Below are 19887 nucleotides of genomic sequence, written 5' to 3'. Positions count from 1 at the left end.
CGCCACCCTGCGTTCTTACCTGTCCACTGCCGCCAAGCACGGCATGGACGCCCTCGACGTGCTCAAGCAACTATTCACCACCGGGCCGTGGTTGCCCCAAACGGCTACCCCAAGCTGAATACGTACGTACGGGAAGCCGGCCTTCTTCTGCAGCTGCCGCTCGTAGACCGTCTTCAGGTGCGCAATCCGGTCCCCAGTGCCGTCGTAGCCGTCCAGCACCTCCTCGACGCTGAGCCCGAACAAGTCCCGCATGGCTCTCTCCTGGCCGACTCGCTCAATGAACCGCTGCACGTGGCCCACCATGAAGTTGACGAACACCTCGCTGCGGCCGTAGTTGAGCAGCTCAGCTAGCAGATCCATGGGCAAGCCGCTGTACCCGAACGGGTCCACGAAGGCGAACGTGGGCGCCATCCGCCGCTTTTGCTCCCGTAGGCGCTCGATCATGGCCGTGGCCTGCACGTCGAACTTCTCGTTGATCACGATGGGCTTTACGTTGTCCGGCCAGGGGGCCTTCTCGGCCTTCAACGCCGCGATCTCGCGATCCAGCGACGCGGCGTTGTCCTTGTTCGCCTCCACAAGGTAGAAGACGAACTCACGATGACGCATCTGAGAGAAGGCGCGGTGCTCGACCAGATGTCGCAACGCCACCAGCGGGGAGCCCTCCGACCCGTCGGTGTAGCGGCCTCGCCCGGCGAAGCCGTCGAAGTACAACACTCGGCCATTCCAGCTTGCCAAGATCGGGAACCAGCCATTCAAGTACGACGCGAGCATGTCGTGCTTGGCCTTGGTATGCGGTGGACAATCCCACTTCGACGGATCAGCATCACTCCGGCCCATCCACACCCCTCCCCCATAGCTATAACGCTCCGCGTCGATGTTCCCACTCACAGCGACGTAGGGGTAGCGCGACTTGTTCTTGGGAGCGCGGTGAGGACGGTGATCGGGATCCGCAAACATGCGCGTGAGGACGCAGGGTGGCTTACTGGCCCGTCCGTAACTTTCAGCGAAACCAACGCTAGGGTCAGGGCGGACCTGACCCCTGGACCGGTTCGTTGAGCAGGTCATGACGGATGTGCACTACCTGCGGGAGAACCCGGCGCGCTACTACGAGGTGCTGGGACGGGTCATGTCGGCCCTGCGGGAGACCGGCGCCCTCAATGGCGCCTCCCACCTCGACTGGTGGCCCGGCAACGGCGGCCGGACCTGGGAGATCGAGTGGCAGGGCGGCCCCTTCCCGGCCGAGGCCGCCGCACGACTGCTGGGGGCACCGGAGCCTGGAGTCGGCGACGACCAGGGCGATCACGCGGTACGCGGTCTGATCTTGCCCGGCCGGGGTGAGAACGAGCGCGCGCACCTGGTCGTGCTCGATGTGCCGGTGAACCTGCGCGCGATCGACCCGATCGGTACCAGCCAGGCCTGGGCAACCCTCACGCTCACGGAGGGGTAGGGAGTCCGGATCGCGGCGCTGACGCCGAGCCGCCCAGCTCGACACTGACGGACGGCTACCGGCCCGATGCTGCTCCCACAATCGCGGCGCGCTCGCGTGATGACCTGATGCCATAGGGTTACCGGCATGGTCAATGTGGACGATGGACTGGACCACCAGGGTATGGCGATCGAGCTGATCGACGCCTTCACCGAACTCGATGCGGCAGGTCTGGCCGCGCTCGACGTCGCTGGTCGGGCAGCGCAGGTCCAGGCTCGGCAGGCGCTGTACGACTACGTCGACCGGATCTGGGAGGACGCCAAGGCCCGCGGTCTGGACCCGGCGGTCCGGCCGGACTGGAACGTCGTGGCGGGGCTGCGGGACCTGACCAACGCGCTGGTCGAGCAGGCCGGGCAGGCGCAGGCCGACGCCGGCGAGGACTGAGCAGTCGATGACCGACACCGGCTCGCGTGATGCCGAGATCCGGGACCTGGTGGCCAGCACGGCGATGCTCGGCCGGGTGTCCGGGCGTGAACCCTGGCGCGAGCTGCTCCTGCGGTTGACCGGAGGCCGGTGGCCGCGCCGGTCCGGCTGGCCGGTCGTGCCCAGGCTGGCCACGCCGTGGCAGGACACCGTCTCGAACGAGCGGATCGGCTGGCGGATGCGCGCGGCAAACCTACGCGGCCACGCCCCCGATAACGCTTCCGTACGCGATGAGTTCGTGTTCGCGGTCGACTACCAGATATGTCATCGGTGCCGGATCGGCTGGGTCGAGCAGCCGCACACCCTGCCGGCCTACCGCCGCTGCGGCCTGGCCGCCGCCGGTCTCGCGGCGCTGCGCAGGGAAAACCCCTGCTACGCCTGGCACACGCTCGGCGGGCACATCGACGGCTCGTCGGCGTTCTGGGACACCATCGGCGCCGACATCCCGGGCGGCTACCGGCCCCGCCGGGTGTGCGAGCACGTCACCGCCGGCGGCTGATTGGCCAGGACGTCAGAACGGCGCCTGAGGATGTGGACTTCAGCTAGGGGTGGCGGTGGCGACCTGGCCGGCGAGCGATGCCGCGAGATCAGGGGCTACCCGCGGCGGTGCGGTATGCCGGCGGGCCCGAGAGTTTCTTCGAACGTCCCGGGTGGACACGGCGTGTCGGCCGGGTGTTGGCGGCGCTGTGTCGGGTTGCTCGGTTACCGTCGATCTCGTACCGCTGTTGTGACTTGCTGTGGTTTCTCCCGCGCGTCCGGCCTGCTCTTCGGAGCGTTACCGCGCGGTGCTCCGAACCTCGGGGCGGATGGGAGAAAGCACGGTGAAGGAGCAGCAGGGGCAGGACCCTCCACGGGCCACTTCGCGTACCGAGCGTGTGTGGCAGATGGCGAGGCCCGCGCTGGATTTGGTCGCCCTGGTGGCGGCCTACCAACAGCGCGAGGGCCTTGCCGTGGCGGCGAAGGCCCTCGCGGTGCTGGGACAGTCGACGGTGACGTGGTTGGTCGCCAGAACTCACCGATGACGTCCTACTGAGGGAGCGGGCGGGGAGCGAGAGCTTCCCGCCCGTTCTCTTTTACTACGTCATCAACGATAAGACGGATGAGGTTGGGTTCAAGTACCGTCCGATGGTGTGTTGATTTATTCCCTCCGGTGTAGCAGACCGAACCACCGGCCCGTAAATCTCCGTCATCAACGACCGCAGCGTGCTGCGTGAGTTGCCTCCGGAAGGTGCTTCCTGAGAGCGACGGCGATCACCGAGATGGTCGCGGGCAGGGTAAAAGCCCTGCCTGACATGGACGTCCGGGGTGATGCCGAGGAATCAAACGCCGGCTGCGTCGGGAAGCTGGGCCAGCACGTCCGGTGGTGCGGGCTCGACCGGCAGGGGGCGGGGCTCGGTGTGCTTGTCGGGGCCGCACCGGCTGAACGGGCCGTACTCGGCGGCGAGTGCGGCGAGGTGGGGGTCCAGGTGGTCGCGCCACCAGATGCTCATGCCGGTCTGCGGGTCGCTGACCCGCAGGGTCTCCCAGGCCCGCCACAACGCGTAGAGACGGGAGATCGCTTCTGGATGGGCCCACCAGCGTGGGCACCAGTTCATCCCGGAGGTCGGTCCGCTGGCGAGGCGTCGCCCGACGACGTGGGCGAGGTAGTTCCCGACGAACGCCTCGACGTCGTGGAAGACCGGCTCGTTGCCATCCGGCAGAAACCACCGGCGCCGGGTGGGTGAGTGGGTCACCCAAGGGTGGGATCTCCTCGCGCTGGTCCTGGTCCCTCATCGCCCCTACCAGGGATCGCAACGCGGGCCGCCGCCCAGACCGCTACCTGGGGAGCGCGTCCTCATCGCCCGTACCAGGGATCGCATCTGGCTGCACCTGCCAGGCGACACCATCCCGTGCGCGCTCGTCCTCATAGCCCCTACCAGGGATCGCGTCCTGAGAGGGCGGTTACAGAGGTTAAGTTTGATCTATGCGTTCGGTCCGTTTGGAGATCGTTCTGCGGGTTCGCGGTAGATAGTGATCACTCGATGGCATGAAAATGAACATGGGTCGTGTCCTGTTCGTGGGCTTCGGTGTTGGGCCGGTATGAGCCAGCGCAAGCCGTATCCGAGCGATGTCACCGACGAGCAGTGGGCGTTGATCGGCCCGTTCCTGGACGCCTGGCGGGCCAGGCGGGTCTCGGTCGCGGGCCGGCACGGCGAACAGGATCTCCGGGAGATCGTGAACGCGATCTTGTACCAGAACCGGACTGGCTGCCAGTGGGCGTATCTGCCGCACGACCTGCCGCAGAAGCCGGTGACCTACTACTACTTCGCCGCGTGGCGCGACGACGGCACCGATGCCGCGATTCATGACCTGCTGCGCTGCCAGGCCCGGGAGAAGGCCGGCCGTCGTGAGGACCCGTCCGCGGTCGCGGTCGACACTCAGTCGATCAAGGCCGCGAACCATGTCCCTGCCGCCACGACCGGCAAAGATGCGGGTAAACGGGTACCGGGCCGCAAGCGAGGACTGGCCGTGGACGCCCTGGGGTTGATCATCGCGGTCGTGATCACCGCGGCGTCGGTCACCGACAACGCGATCGGTATCCGGCTGCTCGACAAGGTCGCCGAGCATGCCCCGACGGTGACCCATGCCTGGGTCGACGCGGGCTTCAAACAGGACTTCGCCGTGCATGGCGCGGTCCTGGGCATCGACATCGAGGTCGTCAAACGCTCCGACACCCTGCCCGGGTTCGTGCCGGTCAAGAAGCGGTGGATCGTCGAGCAGACGCTCGGCACGCTGATGCTGCACCGGCGGCTGGTCCGCGAGTACGAGATCCGACCCGAATCATCAGTATCACGCACGTTGTGGGCGTCGATGGCGACCATGGTCCGCCGGTTGACCGGCACCAGCACCCGGACCTGGCGAATCCAGTAGGCCACGATGCACCTCGATACGATCCTCGGTCTGATCACCGAACGCGAAACCGCCGCACGCCGCAACGCTGACCAGATCCGCGCCCAGATCACCACACTCACCAGCGAACTGACCCGCATCGACGCCGAACTGACCGACCTGGTGACCACACGCAACACGCTACGCATGCTGGCCGCGACCGAGTTCACCGCCGACAACCCGACCGTGACCAGCTCCGCCTACCAGCAGATCCTCGCCGTCCTGGGAGCGTCTGGCACCGGGATGCGCGCCAAGGACATCTGCCTCGCTCTCGACATCGAGCCGCTACCGAAACACGTCGAAGGCGCCCGCGCCAAGCTGAAACGCCTGGTCAGTCGCAATGTCCTCATCGAAAACGAGCCCGGCATGTTCACTCTCGCCCCGAAAGGGACGTAATCTCCGTAACCGTCCTCTGAGGATGTGAGCTGCGCCAGCTACGGTGGCCGATACGACACTCACCGCTGCTGTAGCTCGACCTGAGGTGCGCCGGGCGGGTATTGCAGCGTACGGCGCAAGCGGGTTGTGTGCGGAGGCGATGGCACGGGCAGTGCCGCCGCTACGCTGTGTCCGCGGACCGTCTGGCGGTCGCAGGGGCTCCGGTTGTAGCGGCTTGGAGTCCCGGTGCTGGCCCGCGCAGCAATGCTCGCGCGGGCCAGCACCCCTACTGTCGATCCAGGTGGACGGCCAGTTCGCACTGCCCGAGCAACTGCTGGTGAAGCCACGTACGGATCAGGTAGCGCCTGACTTCCGCGGCACTCGACAGCTCGGTGGCTTCCACCTCGACGAGCATCAGCGCATCAGCTATCCGGACATACACCGCGACGAGGGCGTCACGGCTGCCCGCGCCATACAGGCGGCGGGTGGATTCGGCGTGGGCGACTGCCCGTACGCTGCCGATCATGAGCCCGGAGTCCGGACGCAGGCTAGTCAGGATGATGTAGGTCGCGGACTGGAAAGTGGGCACCGGGTTGGCCGCTGGGCTCCGCCGGATGCCGCCTTCGCCTGGCAAGTGGCCGGTCACCCTTGATCGCCCTCGCGCTCGGACTTGGCCAAGGATTGCGGTGCCGCAGGCGACGCCATGATGAAGGTCTGTCCTCCGGACAGGTCGAAGACGCTGTTCACGTCCGCCACGACGTTGTAGCGGGTACGACGACCAGCGAGTGCCTGTTTGTCCGTCACCGTGGCGGCGGTCGCGCCGGTCCTCACCCGGCTCGGGTGCCAGACTCCCCGAGTACGGGTCGACGCCTTCGCGGGGTCGTTGGTGATGAGTATCCGATCTCCAGGCTCCAACCTGGTGGTGGTCCTTTTGCCCTGAGCAGTCACGGACATCTCCCTCGTCTGGCAGTTGAAGGCGATGACGTGTGCTGGGTGGTAGCGACACCCGTTCGCGGCACACGTCGATGGATGGCGTCACGAGCAGCAACTCGGCGGCGGTCAGCGGGCGCTGGCCAAGGAAACGATCACCTACCGCCCGCAGCTCGTGCCTTTAATGATACCGCACCAGTCCTGCCTCATCAGCCGATGCCGTCGCCGGGTCTGTCGGTTCTCACCGAACCTTTCCGTACGCCAAGATTCTTTTCAGAGAAGATTGCAGTGCTCCGCCGAGAATTTCACCGAACAGGTCTACCGCCCGATGGGGCACGATTCCGGCCGGTGCGATCGGTCCTGTAACCCGGCCAGACGAGCCTCGTCATAGCGGCAGCCGCGCGTGGACGCTCTGCCGCGTCACCCCGACTCGCGAAACAACCTCGCCGATCCGATCCGGCCACCGTCGCCAGCACCGGCAGCTGACCCGGCTGTCCCGCGGCGCTGGCCCCGTCGACCAGCGCCGCCCGTCCTAGGTCACAGCGCTGAGATGTGCACGCCGAGCGCCAACCTCGGCAGCTGCTTCCACGCCGGCGGCGCCTGGCCGACGTGCTGGGCGCCCACAGCTCATCGAACGCGGCGCGCGCTCTTGTCAGGCACACCGGCCCCGGCGATGGTCAGGTAGCGCTCGGTGCTGGGTAGGGCTCGGTGGTGGCCGGCTGGGCAACAGCTGGCATGCTTCGGCCGCATGAGGAAGAAGGCCGCCCTGGTTGTACCCGTGCTCGCACTGCTCGTCGGCTGCGAGGTTCCGGAAGCCGAACCTACGGACGCGGGAACGGAGAAGGCGACGGCGACGGCGACGGCGCCGAAGACAATCACGGTCGAGAACAACCCCGACTTTGCAGCGCTTCTGGCGGGCCCGCCGCATGGCAAGACGGTCGAAGCGGCCGTTGAGAAGTTCCTGGCGAAGACAGTCGAGTTCGACGGGTTCGTTTCTGACATCTACATCAACCCGCGCGAGGCCAACGGCGCATCAACCATCGACGTGATGGCGGGCGATGCGTCGAACAAAAAGCACACTGGGCCCGTCTTCCAATTGAGTTGGTACGGCCACGAGGACCCGATGGAGAAGTTGGCGAAGGGCACCAACGTGCATGTGAAGGCCCTAGCCGGAGTCATGTACGAGTTCGAGCCGTTCCAGTACTACCTGATTGACGAGGACTCAAACGACTCGGAGTCCCCGCTCACCGCGAGGTGAGATCCGGCCGCGCGTAGACGGCAAGAGGCCCGGCCCCCGAAGGGACCGGGCCTCGATGCTTGTCGCTAGGCGTTGGGCTGATTGAGGGCCTCGAGGGCGTCCTGGGCGTCCTGCAGCCGCGTACCGACGGCCCTCGGCGAGCCGGTCGGCGCGCACCGGGGGCACGCTGGCCGCCGTGCTCGATGGCCTTGACACCGGGGGCTGGTGTCGGTGTCCGGGACGGCTCCGCCGCAGCCGGCGCACAGTGTCGCGTCGTCGTCCTCGTCGCCTTGGTCGTCAACGAACTCCGGCAGTGCAACGCCCGCCGGGCGGAGCGCGGCGGCAAAGTCGTCGAGCATCGCACCGCCGCGCTGTACCCGTCGAATTCCTCGTCCCACCGGGCCGCGACCTCCCGTGCCCGCATCAGCGCGGCCAGTTCCGCGCCAACGGCGGCGCCGATCCGCTCAAGCAGCGTCCGGGCCTCGACGTCGCGTTCTCCGGCGCGCTGCTTGAGGGCGCCGGCGTGGCCACTCCGAGCGGTACCAGCCGCGGCTTGGGGCAGATGGGGTGCGGCGGACCACCAGGCCTCGGCCGGCACCGAACGGAGACCGGTCGCGTATGACCGGTACAACTCCAACTAGTTCCGCGTGACGCCCTAGGCCCGCCGCCGCCACAACGGAGACCAGTCATTTACGGCCGGTGCAGGTAGCCCTTCCCGCTAGACCGGGACCGCCTGTACGCGGCGACGCCCCAACGGAGACCGGCCATGTACGACCGGTGTGACCCTAAGGGACGTCTCGTAACTCCGTGATGGTCCATGGTGGATCATGTCGGGGTGCAGGTGATCTCGGTAGCCCGCCCAGAGTGGATCTTCCCGTTCACCGGGCTGCAGCCCGCCCAGTTCCGCCGCCTGGTCCGGCTGGTCGCCGAACGCGGCGGGGACACGATCGCCGACGGCCGACCGGGCCGGCAGTGGTCTCTCGACCTCGCCGATCGGGTGTTGCTGGTCGCCGCGTACTGGCGCACGAACCTGACGACGCGGCAGATCGGCCCACTGTTCGGGGTGTCGCACTCCGCAGCCCACCGGGTCATCGACACCCTCGGCCCCCTTTCCTGGCCCTGGCGCCGGCGCGCCGGCGTCGGGTCGACCAGATCACCATCGTCGACGGCACCCTGATCCCCACCCGGGACCACCGACTGGCCGCCCCGAGCAAGAACTACCGCTACAGCACGAACCTTCAGATCGCCATCGACGCTCACACCCGCCTCGTCGTGGCCCTCGGCGACCCCCAACCCGGTAACCGCAACGACACCATCGTCTACCGCACCAGCGGCATCGACCAGAAGCTGGCCGGGCGGCCGGTCCTGGCCGACGGCGCCTACCGAGGCAACCCCGAAGTGATCATCCCGTACCGCAAGCCCACCAACGGCAACGAACTACCGGCCTGCAAGGCCCACCTGAACAAGCAACACCGCAGAGTCCGGGCGCAGGTCGAACACGCCCTGGCCCGCATGAAAACCTTCAAAATCCTGCGGGACTACCGTCGCGCCGCCCACACATTGGCCGACACCACTTCCGGCATCGCCAATCTTCACAACATCATCCTGCACGGATGATGCCAACACCGTTGATCAGCAACACCTTCACCGAATTACGAGACGTCCTTTAGCCCAAGCCGCTCATGTCGCCCTATGCCGAAGGCCAAGCTCGTTTTTAGCAGCCGGCCTGCCGGAAGCATGCGCCGAAGCCGTAGCCGCTGACGCGCGACAGTATCTCGCGCTACGCAAAAGGCCATCCGTTCGGGTCGAGGGACGCCCACCGACTGCTGCGCTCGCCACCAGCATCATGGCGATCGTAGCTCCGATCCTTGCTCGACCCACTCGCAGGGCTCTGGACGAGGCCGTCACCGAACTGCTGGAATCAGCCTTCGACCAGCCGGTGAACCATCTTGCGTACGCGCTGGCCCGGATAGACCAACTGTCACCCGACGAACGAGCGGCCTACCATCGAGCTGTCGGACAACTGTGTGTAGCGGCAAAAGGCCCAGTGCCCTCCGTCCAGTTGGGTCGACGATCGAGATGATGCGGGATATGAGCCCGGCTCTGCAGCGACGCAGCGCCGCGTCTGGAGACCACCGCACTGACGTTGCGCAGCCTCAGGGCGTTTATCCTGCGCTCGTCCTGACCAGCGCGCGCACCTGGCGCAATAGCATCGACAAATGGGCTAGATCCTCGCCCTGCTCGCCTGGAGCGTGCGCGTAGTCACGAACCCGCGCTATAGCTGCGGAGTTTGCTTGTTCCCACCGCTGGACTCGTTCCACGACGCCACTGTCGCCTGGCTGGCTCCCGGACACCATGTCATCGGTCAACGCGGTGAGTGCGTCGTAGAGGCCGTACCGCAATGCGGCACGCGACAGGCTGTCCCAGGCGTCGGCCTGCGGCAGTGCCGCGACTCGCGCGAGTAGGTTGTTCAAGTCGATCCGGTCCGCGAGCAGGTAGTACGCCCGGGCCACCTCCGCGATGTCCGCCCCAAGACCGAGGGCGAGGCCAACAATGTCGACGGCGCTGTACCCGTCATCCAGCGCGGCGAGACGATGCGCCAGGGAAGGCGGTATCCCGAGACCTTTGAGCCGCTCGAGCTCCGTCTCTCGATGCGCGTTTCTCACTTCGCTGGACAGGTCTACGAGCGATGCGAGCAGTCCGTGCACCGGTGCGCGAAGCTGCTGCACCTCGGCCGAGACGTCGATCGGAGAGTGACGGTTAACAAGCAGCCATCGGGCGGCCCGGTGTAGCAGGCGGCTGGTGCGGACATGGACTGCCTGCTGAAGATCTTGGGAGACGACTGTCTCGTCTTCATCGGCTTGGCGCCACAGGCCCGGCAGGTCGTAAATGTCACGCGCGGCGGCGTACGCGCGCACAATGTCCTCTGGCTCGCTACCCGTCTCGAGTCGGAGTCGGTGAACGAATGACAGGCCGGCCCGGTCCACCACCTCGCGGGCCACCTCTGCAGCGACAATGTCGCGGCCCAATGGGTGGCCCATGATCTGAGTCCTGATCCGCCTCTGTGCGGGCAACGGGAAATACTGAATCAATGTCTCTGTCGCCCACGCCTCGTCGACGATTGGGCCAGGGACGAGGTCGGCCTTCATCTGGGTCAATACGGCAGCCCGCAGCCCCGCCAACTCCGGTGCGCTTAGCCCCTCTGCGTGTGCCGCGCGGCGGTCCAGGTCGTCGTCGTCAGGGAGCCCGAGGTCGTCGCGAGTAAGTAGCCCCAACGCCTCAAGTTCCTCTATGACTCGGCGGTGCGCCGCGAGCAGTGAGGTGCTCTGGGCCTCTTCGTCGCTGATGGCTCGTACCTGGTCACGGCAAACGCGCAACGCCTGCGCGGCGAGTTGGTCGGCACATTCGGCGAGCATGGCGTGGCCAATGGCTGGATCGAGCCGCCCCGTGTCGACGGCGATGTCTACAGCGACCTGAGTGTTGCGCCGGTGGTCCTCATGGACGAGCGGGCCTGATGCATCGACAAAAGGGGTCCAAACCCTGCCTCCGGCCCGCGCGTACTCCGCGCGGGCTCGTGAAGTGAGTCCGCTACTGCTCTCGCAAATCACCTGGCATCGTAGATCGTGGGCATCTATCCGTATTGTAAGGCGAGCTTGGTCATCAATGTCCTCGTGGCGCTCGGCCGCCGCCTTCACCCAGATGCCTGGGTCCGCAATCCAGAGTAGATCGACCGCGGCCGCGAGGATCACCTTCACAAGGTCCTGGGGGGAGAGCTGCTCGACGTCTTCGTCCAGTCCAAGGGCGTTACGAACTTGTCGGCTCACCGGGACTGACTCGGCCCTCCTCGGGTACACCCCGCCACCAATGGAAATCATCCCCGAGTTGTAGTCGGCCCAGCTGCATTCCGTCAGCTCAGCTAGCCGCCGCCGCTCCTCGGCGCCGGTAACTGGGTCCGGATTGGGGTCTAGAAATATGTTGTGCCGGTCAATGGCGGCCAACAATCGGATCGGCCCGAGCAGCGGTAAGCCGTGTCGCGGGATATCATCCCCGGCGCTGCCGACGACCACGACAGTGCAGTTCCCGGATTCGGCGTCAAGGCCGATGACTCGGAAATGGCGACTGATCGACTCCAACGCTCCCTGGGCCGCAAGAGTGGCCTCGGTTACCGTTCGGCGCGATGAGCTACTAGGGGAGATGTCGCGCAGCCAGAAATTGTGCGCGGCGAAAATCTCGTTGGCGATGTCGGAAAACGTTGGGTTACCCTCGTCGGCCATCACCGCGAGGTACGGGTCGTCGCCGTCGTGCCGGACCACGTCCTCCGGCGGCACGATCTCCCCGCTGACGATGTTGTCGGTGACGTCCAGCAGCGCGCCGACGAACTCCTTGTAGCAGGCCACCGCCTCGTCCCGGTCGCCCGGCTTCTGCTTGAGCACGAAACCGCCCTTGGCACCCGCCGGCACGATCACGGCGTTCTTCACCATCTGCGCCTTGACCAGGCCGAGCACCTCGGTGCGGAAGTCCTCCCGCCGGTCGGACCAGCGCAGCCCGCCCCGGGCCACCGGCCCGTACCGCAAGTGCACGCCCTCGAACCGCAGCGAGTAGACGAAGATCTCGAACTTGGGCCGCGGCGCCGGCAGGTCCGGGATCGCCTGCGGGTCCAGCTTGAACGCCACGTACGACTTGGGCCGCCCCCAGACCGGCCGCTGGTAGAAGCTGGTCCGCAGGGTGGCCCGGATCAACGTCAGGTACGACCGCAGGATCCGCTTCTGATCCAGGCTGACCACGTCGTCCAGCGCTGCACCGATCGCGGCGACCAGCTCGCCGCTGCGCTGCCGCCGCTCGTCCATGGTGACCGCGCCCGGAGCGAACCGGGTCTCGAAGAGCTCCACCAGCAGCGACGCGATCTTCGAGTACGCGATGAACGTCTGCTCCATGTACTCCTGCGAGAAGACGGTGCCGGTCTGCCGCAGGTACTTCGCGTACGCCCGGAGCACCACCACCTGCCGCCAGGTGAGCCCGGCGCGCAGCACCAGCTCGTTGAAGCCGTCCACCTCGGCCTCGCCCCGCCAGGCGGCGGCGAAGGCGTTCTCCGCGTGCGGGCGTACCTCGGCCAGGTCCTGGTGCGCCTCGGGCAGTTGCAGGCCGAAGTCGTACAGCCAGATCCGGCCGTCGACGCGCTCCACCTCGTACGGGTGCTCGTCGACCACCCGAACGCCGAGCGAGTGCAGCACCGGCAGCACCGCCGACAGCATCATCGGCTCGCCGTACCGGTAGACCTTGAACCGGACGTCCATGGCTTCGTCGACGTCCACAGCCCGGTCGCCGTCGTTCACCCGCGGCGCGAGCTGCTTGCGGAACAGGTGCATCTCCAGCTGGCCGGACTCCTCCAGCAGCTCCAGCTTGGCCAGGTCCTTCATCGCCTCGTACGGCGTGTGGGTGTCCTTGTAGCCCTCCGGGAACGCGTCGGCGTACCGGCCGAAGAGGTGCTTGGCCTGCTCGTCGCCGAGCATGCGCTCCAACACCAGCCGGTAGTCGTCGTCCCAGAGCCGGGTGGCGTCGGCCAACTCCTCGGCCAGCAGATCGGCGTCGATCTCCCCGGGCGGGTTGGTCGGGTCGGTCCGGACGGTGAAGTGCACCCGGGCGAGCATCGACCCGGTGACCCGGGTGCTGTAGTCGACCCCCACGCCGTTCAGCTCACGCAGCAGGATGTCCTGCATGCGCAGCCGGTTCTGCGTGGTGAACCGGTCCCGGGGCAGGTAGATCAGACAGGAGATGAACCGGCCGTAGCCGTCCCGGCGCAGGAACACCCGCAGCTGCCGGCGACCCGCCATCCGCAGCACACCGACCGCCGCGTGGTAGAGGTCGTCCGTCTTGATCTGGAACAGCTCGTCACGCGGGTAGGTCTCCAGGATCTGCAGCAGGCCCTTGCCGGAGTGGCTGCGCAGGCTCAGCCCGGAGCGGTCCAGCACCTCGGCGACCTTGCGGCGGACCACCGGCAGCTCCTGCACGCTGGTCCGGTACGCGGCGGTGGAGAACAGGCCCAGGAAGCGCCGCTCGCCGACCACGTCGCCGGCGTCGTTGAAGATCTTGAAGCCGATGTAGTCGAGGTAGGCCGAGCGGTGCACGGTGGCCCGCGAGTTGGCCTTGGTGATGATGAGCAGGCGCTTCTCGAGCACCTTCTCGTGCGCCTCGGGCGTCATCGAGTCGAGCGACCGGGCCTCGGGCGAGTCCGACCGAAGGATGCCCAGCCCGGTGCCGAGGACGGCTTCGAGGGCCTGGCCGCCGTCCGCGCCGTCGGTGTCGACCAGGCGGTACTCCCGGTAGCCGAGGAAGGTGAAGTGGTCGTGCGCCAGCCAGCGCAGCAGCTCAATCGAGTCAATGATGTCGTTATGTGGCACCGGCGGCCGGTTGTCGGAGGTCCGCGCGGCGGCCAGCTCGTCGGCGAGGGCCCGGGCGCGCTGGCGCATCTTGGGCCAGTCCTCGACGGCCTCCCGGACGTCGGTGAGCACCCGCTGCAGATCCTTGCGCAGCTTCTCCCGCTCGGCCGGGTCGCGGACCGGGTCGATCTCAATCCGCATCCAGCACTCGACCAGGTCGCCGGCAACCGCGTCGTCCGGCTCCACGTCGGCGGAGACCTCGGTCAAGCGGCCGAGTGCTTCGCGCCGCACTACCAGGACCGGGTGCACCAGCAGGTACACGTCGAGGTGGTGGGTGTTCAGCAGGGCGGTCACAGAGTCGACCAAAAAGGGCATATCGTCCGTGACGATTTCGATCACAGTGTGGTGCTGGTCAGCGCAGGGCTCGTGGATCCGCAGCTTCAACTCGCCGGGTGCGCGCTGCTCGGCCAGGTCCCGGTGCGCCCGGGCGGCGTCGAGCATCTCCTCGGCGGTGAAGCCGATCAGCTCCTCGTCCGGCGCGAACCGCCAGAAGCGGCTGACCAGGGTCGCCGCGTCGTGGTCGTCCCCGGTCAACGCGACCGCCTCGGCCACCAGGCGCTCCGCGTTGGGTACCGGCTCGTCCAGCTCGGCGTCCTCCGACTCCTCTGCCAGCGCCTTGGCGGGCGGGCCCAGGTCAACGGTGATGTCCATCCCTATGTCGTTGACATGACCACTTTTTGGCTCGGGAGCTGTGGAACTGGCATCCTCGAAGGACTCTTTCGGCTGCCGACGTCGGCCTTTGGAGTCACTCATCCACGTACCCCGCCTCCAGGCGCTCCGACCGGTCGAGTAGGGCCTTCGATTCTTCCAAGAAGCCCCGCTCGCGCTGCCGGTGACCAGCTATCCGCAGCAGTACCGTCAGCTCCGGCGACCACTCCCCTCTGCCTCGGGTCGCCGCCCGGTAGGTGTGCAAGGCGTCCATGACTACGGACGTTGCCTCCCGCTGCCGATGTAGGGCCGCCAGGTACACACTCTGGTTCGCCAGCAGCATTGCCAGGTCGACGGCCCCGGCGTCGTATCGGGGGTGGCGTCGCCTCCTGCACAGTGCGATGGCCTCATCAACGACGACGAGGGCGTCTTCGTGTCGTTGGAGGGCGGCGAGGCAGTTTGCTAGGTTACCCAACGACTGGATGAGCCAAAGTTCTGCAGCTGTATCGCTATGCGCCAAGAGCGTTCGACGAATGTCGACGGCCTCGCGAGCACTCTGCAACGCAAGAATGTGCTGGTTCAGGTCGCTTTGCCGCAGGGCCAGGTTGTTCAGCGCCGTGGCCAGTTCTCCACGCCAGACGGCTGGGTTCACATCCACTAGCCGCCGATAAAGCTCGACAGACTCCGAGCTGGCTGCCGCGGCTTGGTCGTACCGTTCCAGCGCCGCAAGGCGGATACTCAGCCAATTGAGGGCGTTAGCGTGGTCCGGCAGCCATACCGCTGGACTCTCCTCCGCGCTTACACGAGCGAGCCGTTCTGCCTCGACGGAGATCGTCAGAGCCTCCGCCGAAAGTCCTAGTTGGGCAAGCAGATCCCCGAGGGAGTTGAGGGCGGAGATTAGCTCCCCCTTCCAAACTGAAGAGCTGGCCGAGAGCTGACAGTACAGCAGTGTTGCTTCCTCGATCGCGGCCAACGCATCACGGCGCAGGCCGGACGAAGCCTGCTGCACACCCAGGTTATGGAGTGTTGTTACCAGGTGGGGCACCCAGGTCGCTGGGTCCTCGGCGCTCAAAGCCCGGTAGATGGCGACCGCTTGCTCAGCGGTTTGGACTGCCTGATCGTGGATGCCTGTGGCGGCCGACAGTCGAGCCTGCGTGTCTAAGGCCGCCGCTTTTGCGGCCAGCAACTGCACGTCGGGGACACCAGCTGCGTCCGCGCTTATCCGTAACGATCGGCCGGCTTGGGCATAAGCCTCGGTATGCCTGCCCACGGCGGCGAGGCGCAGCGCGAGGTTATTCAAGACGATGGCCAGACGCACGCGGTCCGCTCCGGCGATACCCCCCTCAGTCTCGTCGACGTACCGCTCCAAGCGTGCGGCCCGCTCCCGCTCCACCCTGACGGCCAAATCGAGGAGACCTGTGTGGAACGGCGGAAGGTGCTTCGCCGTACGATCCAATACGTGCAGTTCGACCGGGCGCGTTGCGTCGGCAGCGAGTTCCGACAGCTCCGAGGGGCGGCCGATCGATTCGGCGACCACTACGGCGGCCGGTAGGAACGGGGCTGGCGCTTGCTCGAGTAGTTGCCGGATAATCTCCGTCACTGCTGGGACGGACGACTCGGCAGCCGATGACGCCCGATCGCTGAAGCCTGCGACGCGCGATAGGACGGTGAGCGCGTGAATCGCTGTTTCTTCGCTAGCATTCTTGAAGAGTTCGATGAATTCTCGAGCAGCATTGTCCGTGGTGTCAGCCGATATGATGGTGTGGGCCACCAGCGCCTCGCCGAGGCGGTCGGGCACGATCGCTTGCCAGTAATGTTTGCCGTCGTCTGCTGGATAGAGCACCGCCAAGAGCCGGGTGAGATCGTCTGCGGACGAGGCCAGGGACTGAGGCCCTATCACTTTCTTGACGGCATCGCGTGCGTCGTCGAATGTGCGTGCCGGATGCAGTGTGGGTGTTGCAAGCAAGCGGTCGAGGAGTCTCCTGTGTCGAGGATAGGGCTTCATTCCCTCCTGAAGTAGTGCGAGGCGCCAGTAATTTCGTTCATGAGCAAGTACCGACTCCAGTGGGCTAACCTGCCTTGGCGTCTCGCCTGCGCGTTCGTCTAGGACATGTGCCAAAGCGGCGGCGTGCAGGTCGAGGATCCGCGGACGGGGTAGTTCGGGAGGGTCGGGACACTGCGAGCCATGGTCGCCAAGCAGTTTGTAGCGAAATTCGGCGTAGGCGGTACGGAAAATATCGCCGGCATTATTCAGGTCAACGGTGGTCAGCGAGAACGGCTCAGGGTTCATCATGTTGTGGGCGCTAGCCCCGATCGCGAAGCCGTCCCACCAACGTCCGTGGGAGCGTGCGAGCAATAGAACGCGTACCAGCACCGACCGGAGTGCCGCGAGCCTCGTCAGTAGATCTCTCAGCAGGTCAATGCCTGTCTCTGCATAGTCAATGGCCGCGAAAACGCGCATGCCGTCCTCGGTTGCGGGCCTTAGGTGACGCGTAAAGCTGCCGAGGGCATCTTCATCTGAGATGACGCCGGCGACCCAACCGTACCCTTGGAGAGTTGCAGCAAGTTCAATAGCGAACCGCGTCTTTCCGGTCCCCCCAGGCGCGTAAAGCAACCGGACGGGCGGGGATTCAGCAATGTCGTCCGTGCACCAGTGAAGCATCTCCTCGAACTGGGGCGGGTGAATGAACCGGACGGCGTGGTTGCGCGGATTCAGCCACCAGGAGGGGAGGGGATCGGCGGGTTGGGGAGGGGGCTCCGGCGCCCATGCGCCGAACAGGGTGTTCTGATGGCGCTGCCGCTCTCCAGAAAGGTCATCACAGATGGCATTTAAATCGATCGGGTTGCCAGCATTTGAGAGTAGTTCCAGGCCTGAGAAGCCGTCCATACCGGACGCGGCAAGCGCGTCAGGCAGCAGTGGCCGTGCGCTCAGATAGCCAGGGAGTGATTGTTGTGGCTGCGATACTTGTACCGCGACCACCGCGTGGTGGCAGAAGACGGCCGCTCCCGACATCCCCTGCCAGTAGCTTCCGTCGTCCAGCGATGGGTAGCGTTCGTCGGGCCGGAGTCGGAGCAGCCCGGTTTTCGAGCCGGCGAACTCGGCAAGCCGGATCTCCCCGTGGACCTGCACCGGCTCCCGACGGAGTGCTTCTGGCCCTCCGGCGATGTCACCAGCGCGTGGCCAGCCGTACATCGTGAAGTCGACGCGGGCGGCGCCGGTGTCCGAAGGGAGGGCCCGGATCGGCACCATGGACTCCGGTAGTGCCGCCGGATCGGCCAGCCGCAGAATCGCCAAGTCGACCGCTCGGCTCACCCACGCGGGGGACGAAGGTAGTCGGCGGCCGGCCGTATCGCGCAGGACTACGTCGTAGGTAGCAATGTCTGGCGGCAGGATGTGCGCACACGTGAGCACGAAGCCCCCGCCGATGCTGTATCCCGACCCGTATCCCGGTACAACATCCCCCACCTTCGGGATGGCGAGAACCTCCACCGCGCGTCGATGATCGAACACTGCAGCCTCTAGCCCGGCAGTTGGTGCTCTCCAGTGAGAACCGGACGCCCGTCGGCGCGTATTGGTGTGAGCGGCACGGTGATCCGGTGGGTATGACTACCGGTGCGGGTGTGTTCCCCTCCCGCCTCGACGACCCAGAACTTCAGCCCACCACGCCCACCCGACGTGCGTTCAACGGCGATCTCAAACTCGACGCTCATCTCGCCGACCTTGAAACGGAGTTTTTCCGTCCCTGCCGCCTCGATAGCTGCTGTCAGCTCCTCGCGTAGGGCCGTAATCGCGTCGGCCAGGCCAATCTTTTGCAAGGGCTCCTCCGCGGTTCCCGGTGGTCGACCCAACCCGAGGGGACAGCGGAGGGCCACCGGGGGCCGCTCTAGTGGTGCTGTCGCGACGTGGAAGATCGAGGGATCTCAACCTTAATGCGAATGTCCTTGCTGCCCCAGGTGTAACCATGTCTGGTAGCCGACACGCGTCGCCTGCCCAGCCTGGGCCAACCGCCCGTCGGCAGCCCACCGTTCATAGGTCGCCTATGCGCCTGGCTTGCCGCCTGGGCATATACATCCATGATGAGTGCGCGCCATGCGCCAGTCATCTGGCTGTGCGCCGCCGCGGTGACCAGGCGGCCCACGACGAGACGAGCGAACGCCAACGAAGCGGCTCACCGAGGGCGCCTGACTGGTACGGCCTTCGCTGTGCGCGGCTCTTCAGCGCAGCGGCCCGGGTCTTCGACCGCCGCCGACTCCGTGAGCCGCACGGAGACCGCAGCAGCTGACCGAACCCATGAAACACCTGCGCCAGCGGTGACAGATTGCGCTGTCACCGCCGGCATTGCTGGTTGGTGGCCCCTCGACCAGCAACGAGCTGGCGGTGTGCGTACTGAAAAGTTGAGTGGCTGAAATCCCGGCGTACGGGCTCACCGAGAGATTTCACAGCCCAGGTCACAGGCGATGGTTACTGAAAAGCTCGGAGAGAACCGATAGGGTCGGACCTGAGCTGCGGATACTCAAGGATGTGATCACCAGTCCACAAGATCATTCGCAGTTAACGTCTGCCCCTTGCGGCCCTCAATCAGACAGGGGCTGTCATGCCGGGTCCGCCGGAAGGTTGCGGATGACCGAGGCGAAAATCCTGATCGGAGGCGACAAGACGCCGCGGAGGTAGGTCCTCTGACTCGCCTTCTCGCGTTCAGAGGACGTGCTCGCGCCAGTCCCGGCCTGGTGCGCCGAAGAGGAAGCCGTTCTCGTCGAGCGCGTTGTAGACCGTCAAGTGTCCTGCTGCAAAAGCGAACCCGAGGGCGACGCTGCCGTCGGCCATGGTGCCGTCGGCCCATTGGAGAAGGCTCGCGTGGCGCAGCTCTTGTCCGCGGAGTTCTTCGAGCTGCACGATCGGTTCCGGCCGCCAGGCAAGTTGGAAGTCATCGGAGGTCGGCCAGGTGAGGGGCTGATGCGGGTCAATGCTGCTGAAGGTGATCGACAGATCGTCGGTCTTCTGATGGTTGACCTCGACCTGCTCGCCTCCGAAGTCAAGTAGGACAGGGCAGTCGGCGAACCATTCGTCGGCGCCGAGATCCCAGACCAGCCAGACGTGGCGCAAGGTTCGGCCGGCAAGGCCAGCAAGGCGACGACCGTGCGCGGTACTGACCGTCTTCAGCCCGTGCAGCCAGTGCGGCCGGTAGCCGGCGATGCCGAAGTCAAACACATGATCATTCTGCCATCGCGACCCGTCGAGTGCCGCCTAGCGCCAGGCGAGTCAGTAGTCCGCTGCGGAACGCAGCCAGTTCGGCATGGCGGCGTCGCCCTCCCTGCGGCCAGCTCGTCGAGCATCTCGGTGAGGCTGCTGGGCATGATGTCAGTCTCACCGCCGACATAAAGATCATGCCGGTCGATGCTGTGCTGGTTGGTCTTGGGGATGC

The 19887-nt window shown here is 66.1% G+C and carries 14 protein-coding genes and 2 pseudogenes; 8 read left to right on the top strand and 8 right to left on the bottom strand.

Annotated elements, in window-relative coordinates; all coding sequences use genetic code 11:
• Nucleotides 1-135 precede the first annotated feature (135 nt).
• Nucleotides 136-837 (bottom strand): annotated as a pseudogene (tcmP, locus tag IEY61_RS27800) (three-Cys-motif partner protein TcmP); the annotation flags it as partial.
• Nucleotides 838-1063: 226 nt separating this feature from the next.
• Here tcmP and IEY61_RS27795 point away from each other — a divergent pair.
• The 4 genes from IEY61_RS27795 (at nucleotide 1064) to IEY61_RS27780 (ending at nucleotide 2931) form a co-directional block, all read left to right on the top strand.
• Nucleotides 1064-1447, top strand: a complete 384-nt coding sequence (locus IEY61_RS27795; RefSeq protein ID WP_189049602.1) for a hypothetical protein — start codon at nucleotides 1064-1066, stop codon at nucleotides 1445-1447.
• Between the two features lie 126 nt (nucleotides 1448-1573).
• Complete coding sequence (locus IEY61_RS27790; protein WP_189049600.1) at nucleotides 1574-1870, top strand: hypothetical protein; 297 nt, start codon at nucleotides 1574-1576, stop codon at nucleotides 1868-1870.
• Nucleotides 1871-1877: 7 nt separating this feature from the next.
• Nucleotides 1878-2408 (top strand): hypothetical protein, encoded by a 531-nt coding sequence (locus IEY61_RS31595; RefSeq protein ID WP_229706496.1) that lies wholly within the window; start codon nucleotides 1878-1880, stop codon nucleotides 2406-2408.
• 307 nt (nucleotides 2409-2715) lie between these two features.
• Entirely contained in the window at nucleotides 2716-2931 is a 216-nt protein-coding gene (locus tag IEY61_RS27780; RefSeq protein WP_189049598.1) for a hypothetical protein, read from the top strand.
• A gap of 297 nt (nucleotides 2932-3228) precedes the next feature.
• Here IEY61_RS27780 and IEY61_RS27775 read toward each other — a convergent pair whose 3' ends face one another.
• The gene (locus IEY61_RS27775; RefSeq protein ID WP_189049596.1) at nucleotides 3229-3642 is read right to left on the bottom strand and encodes a DUF4913 domain-containing protein; all 414 of its coding nucleotides are present in this window, start codon (nucleotides 3640-3642) and stop codon (nucleotides 3229-3231) included.
• Nucleotides 3643-3988: 346 nt separating this feature from the next.
• On the opposite strand from IEY61_RS27775, the gene IEY61_RS27770 reads away from it, so the two are divergent.
• Nucleotides 3989-4819, top strand: a complete 831-nt coding sequence (locus IEY61_RS27770; protein WP_189049594.1) for an IS5 family transposase — start codon at nucleotides 3989-3991, stop codon at nucleotides 4817-4819.
• A 6-nt stretch (nucleotides 4820-4825) separates the two neighbouring features.
• Nucleotides 4826-5233 carry a hypothetical protein gene (locus tag IEY61_RS27765; protein WP_189049592.1) on the top strand — a complete coding sequence of 136 codons (408 nt, stop codon included), beginning with the start codon at nucleotides 4826-4828 and terminating at the stop codon, nucleotides 5231-5233.
• A 265-nt stretch (nucleotides 5234-5498) separates the two neighbouring features.
• Here the strand turns inward: IEY61_RS27765 and IEY61_RS27760 are convergent, their stop codons facing one another.
• Nucleotides 5499-5858 (bottom strand): hypothetical protein, encoded by a 360-nt coding sequence (locus tag IEY61_RS27760; protein WP_189049590.1) that lies wholly within the window; start codon nucleotides 5856-5858, stop codon nucleotides 5499-5501.
• Nucleotides 5855-6043 carry a hypothetical protein gene (locus IEY61_RS31590; RefSeq protein ID WP_229706495.1) on the bottom strand — a complete coding sequence of 63 codons (189 nt, stop codon included), beginning with the start codon at nucleotides 6041-6043 and terminating at the stop codon, nucleotides 5855-5857. Before IEY61_RS31590 ends, IEY61_RS27760 begins: the two co-directional genes overlap by 4 nt.
• Before the next feature lie 847 nt (nucleotides 6044-6890).
• On the opposite strand from IEY61_RS31590, the gene IEY61_RS27750 reads away from it, so the two are divergent.
• Nucleotides 6891-7400, top strand: a complete 510-nt coding sequence (locus IEY61_RS27750; RefSeq protein WP_189049586.1) for a DUF4839 domain-containing protein — start codon at nucleotides 6891-6893, stop codon at nucleotides 7398-7400.
• A gap of 814 nt (nucleotides 7401-8214) precedes the next feature.
• A pseudogene (locus tag IEY61_RS27745) lies at nucleotides 8215-8996 on the top strand (transposase family protein).
• A gap of 548 nt (nucleotides 8997-9544) precedes the next feature.
• Here IEY61_RS27745 and IEY61_RS27740 read toward each other — a convergent pair.
• The 4 genes from IEY61_RS27740 to IEY61_RS27725 all read right to left on the bottom strand — a co-directional run bounded on the left by IEY61_RS27740 (nucleotide 9545) and on the right by IEY61_RS27725 (nucleotide 19673).
• Nucleotides 9545-14467, bottom strand: a complete 4923-nt coding sequence (locus IEY61_RS27740; RefSeq protein ID WP_229706494.1) for an NAD-glutamate dehydrogenase — start codon at nucleotides 14465-14467, stop codon at nucleotides 9545-9547.
• A gap of 94 nt (nucleotides 14468-14561) precedes the next feature.
• Nucleotides 14562-17954, bottom strand: a complete 3393-nt coding sequence (locus tag IEY61_RS27735; protein WP_189049583.1) for a tetratricopeptide repeat protein — start codon at nucleotides 17952-17954, stop codon at nucleotides 14562-14564.
• 29 nt (nucleotides 17955-17983) lie between these two features.
• Nucleotides 17984-18280 (bottom strand): trypco2 family protein, encoded by a 297-nt coding sequence (locus IEY61_RS27730; RefSeq protein ID WP_229706493.1) that lies wholly within the window; start codon nucleotides 18278-18280, stop codon nucleotides 17984-17986.
• A gap of 880 nt (nucleotides 18281-19160) precedes the next feature.
• On the bottom strand, nucleotides 19161-19673 hold the full coding sequence (locus tag IEY61_RS27725; RefSeq protein ID WP_189049581.1) for a hypothetical protein: 513 nt from the start codon (nucleotides 19671-19673) through the stop codon (nucleotides 19161-19163).
• Between the last annotated feature and the right edge of the window lie 214 nt (nucleotides 19674-19887).

The organism is Micromonospora sonchi (genome assembly GCF_014646235.1).
GTDB classification, from domain to species: Bacteria; Actinomycetota; Actinomycetes; order Mycobacteriales; family Micromonosporaceae; genus Micromonospora; species Micromonospora sonchi.
This window is presented reverse-complemented; position numbering and strand designations above follow the sequence as displayed.